Consider the following 6,327-nt stretch of genomic DNA (forward strand, 5'->3'; position numbering starts at 1 on the left):
AAGGGCCGCCACCACATGACCTCTCCTTCGTCCAGCGCCCAGTCGGCCCGCGAGGCGCTCGCCGTGCGGCTGGCGCACCTGCGCAAGGACGCCGGCCTCACCGGGAAGGAACTCTCCGCCCGGTGCGGCTGGCATCCGGCGAAGACGACCAGGATCCAGAAGGGCGATGCCCTGCCCTCGGACGCGGACATCCGCACCTGGTGTTCGGCGTGCGGCGCCGACGACCAGGCGCCGGACCTCATCGCCACCGCCCGCGCCGTCGACTCGATGTACATGGAGTGGCGTCGCCTGCACCGCAACGGGATGCGCCAGGTCCAGCAGGACTGGTACGACCTGCACGAGCAGACCCGGATCTGCCGCGTCTACCTCTCCAACGTGCCGCCCGGATTCCTCCAGACCCCGGCGTTCGCGACCGCCCTCATGAACCAGATCACCCGCTTCCAGGGCACCCCCGACGACGTCGCCGAAGCCGTCGCCGCCCGCGTCGCCCGCTCCCGCTTCCTCTACGAGGGAGGGCACCGCTACGTCGTCCTCATGGAGGAGTCGGTCCTGCGCTTCCGCACCGCCGACCCCGAGGCGATGCGCGGCCAGCTGCGCCACCTCCTGACGGTGATGCCGCTCGCGTCCCTCTCGCTGGGGATCATCCCGTTCACCGCGCAGCGCACCGTCTGGCCGCTGGAGGCGTTCTACGTCCACGACGACACCAGCGCCGTGGTGGAGACGCTCACGGCGGAGATCAAGGTGACCCAGCCGCGTGAGCTCGCCGACTACCTCAAGGCGTTCGCCGGCCTCGCGGAGATGGCCGTCTACGGCGACGACGCCCGCGCCCTCATCCAGGCCGCGATGGACGCCCTGGAGTGAACTTCCGCAATTTCCCGCAATCTCGTTGAGGAACGACCGGCGGTCTCCGTAGCGTCGAACGACACCGACGCGACGCACCCCAGCAACGGAGGCGGTGCCCATGAGCGCACCCACGTCCCCAGGCCCCGCACAACAAGGCCCCGGCCTCCAACCGCCCGACTACGGCCGGCCTTCCCCGGCGCTGATCGCCCGCGCCGACCGCGGCTACGCCCGCTTCCTCGCCGCCCCGGCCCTGGACGCCGACACCGGCGACCACGACCAGGACGACGACGCGGCGGGCGCCCGATGAGCGACACCTTCGCCGTGCTCCACGACCCCGACGGCCTGATCGAGGCCGAACTCCCCCTGGACCGCGCCCCGCACGAGGCACTCGTCACCGCCGTCCGCGCATGGAACGACCCGGACCTCGCATCCCGCGACTACGAGCAGATCGCCCTCCAGCTCACCGGGCACGCCCGCGCGGTCGCCGCCGACGTCCGGCGCCTCGCCACCGCCCTGCCCAAGAGCGACGGCCGCGGCGCCCTCGCCGAAGTCGTCCTCCGCGAAGCCGACGGCCGCCTGGCCGTCCCGCTCGAAGGCACCGCCCGCTGCGTCCAGAACCGCGCCCGCCTCGTACGGGCCCTCTACACCCGGCTGGACCGCCTCACCGAACCCGCCCCGGCCGCCACGTAGCCCGCCGTGCCGGTCGGCGTGGGCACCCGGCGCGCTGCCCACGCTTTACGCGGCTGGACCAACGCTCAGATCAGGCGGCTCGGTGTCAGTACCCCTCACTACGCTTGTACTAGTACGTCGCGAAGGGGACGAAATGGCTGGTACCAAGATCGATCGGCGCGAGATCGAGAAGCACGTGAAGGAGATCAACAAGGCTTACGAGCGGGCCTTCAAGAAGTACCCGATCACTGTGCCCCTGGGCGCCAGGAGCTTCACTGCCTCCTCCGGAGCCACCGGTCTGGGCGTGGGCATCGAGCAGGACCCGCAGCTGGTCCGCTACCTGATCTGGCTCGGCGAGCTGCCCGATGGCGGGTTCGGTGAACAGGACAGCTACGCCGAGCAGTCCGGCACGCCTCTGGAAGACGTTGCGGTCCTTTCGACCGAACTGGAGCGCGACGGCCTGATCGACTCCATGGGCTCCTTCGGCGGACTCAACTCCCACCGGATCACCAGCGACGGGCGCGTAGAGCTGCGGCGGCTCTCCCAGCTGCGCAGCGCACCCGCCGCCCGGCACCGCTACGCCACCGACGGCTTCCTGCGCTGGCTCTACGCCACCGCGCACGACCGGCGCCCCATCGACCCGGCCGCCTTCCTGGGCACCACCGAGTCGTACTTCGCCGGCAGCGCCCTGTCGGAAACCGAACTCGACTACGCGCTGGCGCGCCTGACGAACCCCGGACTCGTCGCCGACGCCGGCACCCAGCCCAAAACCGTCGCCATCACCCTCGACGGCATCGACTGCGTACTTTCTGGAGCGACCGTGAGCGACTACCTCAACCGCACCCGCCCTGGCGACTACTACAGCATCACCGGCACCAACGTGGTCGCCGGTTCCCAGGGCAAGGTCGAGCAGCACAACCACAACAACGCCTTCGACCCCGCCGCCATGCGGGAGTTCGCGGCCCTGGTCCAGCAGCTCGCCCCGACCTACGGCCTCGAATCCGCACAGCAGGCCGAACTCATCCGCGATGCCGAGATCCTCGGCGAGGAAGCCGGCAGCGAGACCGCCGAGCCCGGACGCCTCCGCACCGCGTACGACGCCGTCATGGGCCGACTGACCCAGATCGGTGCCGCGTCGGCCGCCCTGACCACGACCATCCAGCAGGGCCAGCAGGCGTACAGCGCGGTCTTCGGCGGATAGAAGCCACGGGTGCCGACTGCGTCCGACCCCATGCTCGGCCCGTCCGCATCCTCCACACCCGCCCCGCTCACGGCCGGGGGAGCACCCCAAGGCCCCAGGTCCTACACGCACACCAGTGCGATGCCACAGCTCAGAACCCCCGGGCATCGCACCCCAGTACGTGTAGGGCCTGGGGCGCGGGGCCGCTGGCCCCGGACAGCGAAGGACCCCGGGCCGCCCTGCGCCCCGGGGTCCTTCGCCGGTCTCACCGCCGCCGCTCACCAGTCGTCAGGTGCGCTGCCCACCCACGCGATCGGCCGGCCCTCGCTGGTGCGGCCCCAGTGCGGTTCCTCCATCGAGGTCTCGTGCCCGACGGGCAGGACGCAGACCCGTCCCCAGCGGCCGTGCTTGCCCGCACAGAGCCCGGCGAGCCCGTCCGCGTCGCCTTCCGCCACGGCCTGGTCGTAGCGGTCCTGGAACGCCTGGAGATGGCCGCACAGCTCCATGCCGAGCTCCGTCTCCGCCGCCTCCACCCGCGCCTCCCGCACCCCCGAGTCGGCCAGCACGGCCGAGAAGACGTCCTCCGCCTCCGCGAAGGCACTGGTGCGGGCGCGCCGCCGTACGGCCTCCTGCACACGCCGCTCGTCACCACCTGCGCTCATCACGCGACTCCTTCCACTGCCGCCCACTCCAGCCCGAGGCCGGCCAACACGGCGAGTTTGTCGACGGTCAGCCTGTCCCGGCGGCTCTTGGTGTTGGACAGGAACACCCCCAGCTTCACCTCCGACCCGTCCGGCAACGCCTCCACATGGGCCCTGGAGGCCGTCACAAGGCCCGTACGGGCCTTGTACTGCGCCAGGGCCGCAACACCCCGCTCGAAGGCGCTCACGGGCGCCGTGAACGGCTGCGCGGGCACGTCCGTCTCCACTGGGGCCGGGACGAGCTGGGTGACGCCGACCGCCTCCAGGCGCTCGCGCTGCCCCTCCGCCAGAGCCGCCCACACCTCTGGCTTCCGCTGCCGGGCCAGCCACTTGCCGACGTCCATGCCGTGCACGGTGAAGCCGGGCAGGACGTCAGCCGGGCCCTCCTCGTCGCGCAGCAGCTCGCGCAGCGCCGCGTAGTGCCGCTGCCACTCCGCCGACCACGACGGGTTCCAGTCCTCATCCACGGCCAGGAGCGCGGCCTCCCACTCCGGGTGTTCGGCCAGCGCCCCCGGACGGCGCAGGTTCGACAGCCACTGCCCCACCGGCTTGTCCAGCGCCGCCGCCAACCGGGGCGCGCACAGCGTCCAGTGCTCCGCGAAGTACACCCGGGCCGCCGCCAGGTTCTCCTGGAATCGCGCATCGGCCGCCGACCAGAGCATCCCCAGCCTCTCCAGCCGCTGCGCCCGCCTGCCGTTCATCTGCCCGGCCCCGAACGCCCGCCGCTGCTCCGCGACCCACTTCCCCAGCGGGAACGCGCCCTCCTTGTGCTCGTACGGAACCCGGGCGTGAAGCTCACGCTCGGTGAACTCCTTGAGCTTCGCCCAGCCGCGCGCCCAGTCCTGCCGTTCCGTGTCGATCACGTTGAAGGACACCCAGTCCGCGACCATCACCGGATCACGCGGAGCCGCAAAACGCAGCAGGATGCGGGATTCTTCCTCACCGTCCTCGGGCGGCGGACCGATGTATTCGGACGGCTGGACCATGTCCTTCTGCGGCTCCTGCGGAATCGCCAGCAATTCCACGGCCTCTTCATCGTGAGCCCGCAAACCTTCCAATACCTTCACCAACGGCTTGTACGATCCCGAGGTGAACATATCCTCCGGCTCCTCATCGGCCTTGAGGAATACCGGCACGATCAGAGAGGCGAGTTTCCCCTGTCCCGGCTTCTGCCGCAGCGCCCGGCCGATGGCCTGGACGATGTCGTGCGGCGCGCCCTTGGGGTCCAGGAGCGCCACGGAGTCCACTGCCCGGATGTCGACGCCCTCGCCCAGGACCCGGCAGTTCGAGAGCACCGCGCGCCGCGCGGTGGAGCCGAACTCGTCCAGGACGCCCCGCCGGCGCTCGGGGACGTGCTCCCCGCACAGCCAGTCCGCCCAGATCTCGGAGGGGTACTTCTCGGGCTGGTCCGCGTGCAGCCGCTTGGCGACCCGCTCCAGGCCCTTCGCGTACGCCGACGCCTCTATGGTCCGGTGATGGAAGGTGATGCACGTCTGGAGCTGGTGCTGCTCCATGGTGTGCAGCAACGCCGCCTGGAGCGCCCCGATGCGCTCACCGCGCACCTTCTCGGTGTGCCGGTCCTCGCCCATCAGCCGCTCGGGCGTGACGATCGGGTCCCGCAGCTCCAGGACGATGATCTGGTACCGCGCCAGCAACTTCCGCGACACCGCCGACGCCAACGAGAGCTTGTACAGGACCGGCCCGAAGACCCGCTCGTCATCCATGGAGGCCGCCATCTCACGCGGCAGCGGGTCACGGACCCCCTCGGCGACGTCGCGGTTCAGCCGCTCCTCCCAGATCCGCGGCGTGGCCGTCAGGTACAGCCGGCGGTACGACGGGATGACGCGCTGGTTGTGGACATCGGCCCACGCCTTACCCATCGAGCCCGACGTGCGGTGCGCCTCATCGACCACCGTGAGGTCCATCGGGGCCAACTGCTGGCCGTAGGCGCCCTCGAAAGCCTCCGCCAAGACCCCCAGCGAGGCGTACGTCCCGAAGATGATGACCGGCCCGGAGCTGTGCCACAGAGCCAGCTGCACCGGGTTGGTGGTGGACCGCACCTGGAGGTTCCACAGCTCCGGGTCGTCGGTGAGGCTGCACACCGCCACCGCCGGCCCCGTGTGCCCGGCCCCGCGCCACGCCTGCACCGTCTGGGTCAGAAGGTCCAGCGTCGGCACCAGGACGAGAATGCGACCCTTGGGCACAATGCGCTTTGCCGAAGCCGCCGCGATGATGGTCTTTCCCGTTCCGCACGCGGCGTGCACCTGCCCGCGCAGGCCACTAACGGGAATGCCACCCGGCGGGATATCGAGACCCCGCACGATGGCGGCTACGGCCTCGACCTGATGTTCACGCAGTTTCACGGCCATTCCCGTGTTCTCCTTTTCGCGGAATGCGGCGCGCAATCAGAAATAGAGTCCGGCGCGATGAGTGGCGGGCCGGGGTGGTGGTGTCTAGTCCCAAACTCTACACAGCCAAGACACGTGATGCATCACCCCCGCGACAGGTTCGCCCTGAAGGCTGATACTTGGCTGATTCTCGCCCCGCGCGTACGGTTCATGGGGTATGCTGGCGGGGTATTGGTGAACGTGAGCAGCCGGTTTCGAAGCTGGGGGAGGGGTTCGGGTGGAGCGCAGCGGAGCCCCTCGCTGCGGTGAGGCCGGCACCCGATCGGGCCGACGGTCCGTCACCCTCGTTGCGGGGGTGGTGGCCAGTAACCCCAAACCCTACACAGGCCCGAGCGTGATGCACCTCCCCTTGTTGCCAGCCCAGGCGACCGCGCTTGCGCGGGTGCCCGCAATGAGCGCTTGCGCGAATTGCATTCCCCTCCAGAATTCCGTTTACGGAATTCCATTCCGGCGCTTGCGCCGGAATTCGAATTGCGCTTGCGCAATTCATTCACTATGACCCGGCTTGCCGGGGCATATCCCGCTC

Annotated in this window: 6 protein-coding genes; 4 read left to right on the forward strand and 2 right to left on the reverse strand. The window is 70.1% G+C overall.

What is annotated here, in order from left to right:
* Nucleotides 1-15 precede the first annotated feature (15 nt).
* The 4 genes from ACFVS6_RS36340 to ACFVS6_RS36355 all read left to right on the forward strand — a co-directional run bounded on the left by ACFVS6_RS36340 (nt 16) and on the right by ACFVS6_RS36355 (nt 2,713).
* The gene (locus ACFVS6_RS36340) at nt 16-861 is read left to right on the forward strand and encodes a helix-turn-helix domain-containing protein (protein WP_389710819.1); all 846 of its coding nucleotides are present in this window, start codon (nt 16-18) and stop codon (nt 859-861) included.
* A gap of 100 nt (nt 862-961) precedes the next feature.
* Nucleotides 962-1,150, forward strand: a complete 189-nt coding sequence (locus tag ACFVS6_RS36345; RefSeq protein ID WP_389710820.1) for a hypothetical protein — start codon at nt 962-964, stop codon at nt 1,148-1,150.
* Nucleotides 1,147-1,533, forward strand: a complete 387-nt coding sequence (locus tag ACFVS6_RS36350) for a restriction endonuclease (protein ID WP_389710821.1) — start codon at nt 1,147-1,149, stop codon at nt 1,531-1,533. The genes ACFVS6_RS36345 and ACFVS6_RS36350 overlap by 4 nt, the downstream gene beginning before the upstream one ends.
* Before the next feature lie 133 nt (nt 1,534-1,666).
* Nucleotides 1,667-2,713: a hypothetical protein gene (locus ACFVS6_RS36355; RefSeq protein ID WP_389710822.1), complete on the forward strand. Its 1,047-nt coding sequence runs from the start codon at nt 1,667-1,669 to the stop codon at nt 2,711-2,713.
* A 257-nt stretch (nt 2,714-2,970) separates the two neighbouring features.
* On the opposite strand, the gene ACFVS6_RS36360 is transcribed toward ACFVS6_RS36355, so the two are convergent.
* Nucleotides 2,971-3,354, reverse strand: a complete 384-nt coding sequence (locus ACFVS6_RS36360) for a hypothetical protein (RefSeq protein ID WP_389710823.1) — start codon at nt 3,352-3,354, stop codon at nt 2,971-2,973.
* Nucleotides 3,354-5,762: a Helicase associated domain protein gene (locus tag ACFVS6_RS36365; protein WP_389710824.1), complete on the reverse strand. Its 2,409-nt coding sequence runs from the start codon at nt 5,760-5,762 to the stop codon at nt 3,354-3,356. Before ACFVS6_RS36365 ends, ACFVS6_RS36360 begins: the two co-directional genes overlap by 1 nt.
* Nucleotides 5,763-6,327 lie beyond the last annotated feature (565 nt).

The organism is Streptomyces sp. NPDC057939 (assembly GCF_042887545.1).
Lineage (GTDB): Bacteria > Actinomycetota > Actinomycetes > Streptomycetales > Streptomycetaceae > Streptomyces.

Excerpts from the sequence above, each read along its gene's own strand:
- ACFVS6_RS36340 (WP_389710819.1), top strand. The coding sequence starts at position 16 with ATGACCTCTCCTTCGTCCAGCGCCCAGTCGGCCCGCGAGGCGCTCGCC.
- ACFVS6_RS36350 (WP_389710821.1), top strand. The coding sequence starts at position 1,147 with ATGAGCGACACCTTCGCCGTGCTCCACGACCCCGACGGCCTGATCGAG.
- ACFVS6_RS36355 (WP_389710822.1), top strand. The coding sequence starts at position 1,667 with ATGGCTGGTACCAAGATCGATCGGCGCGAGATCGAGAAGCACGTGAAG.
- ACFVS6_RS36360 (WP_389710823.1), bottom strand. The coding sequence starts at position 3,354 with ATGAGCGCAGGTGGTGACGAGCGGCGTGTGCAGGAGGCCGTACGGCGG.
- ACFVS6_RS36365 (WP_389710824.1), bottom strand. The coding sequence starts at position 5,762 with ATGGCCGTGAAACTGCGTGAACATCAGGTCGAGGCCGTAGCCGCCATC.
- ACFVS6_RS36345 (WP_389710820.1), top strand. The coding sequence starts at position 962 with ATGAGCGCACCCACGTCCCCAGGCCCCGCACAACAAGGCCCCGGCCTC.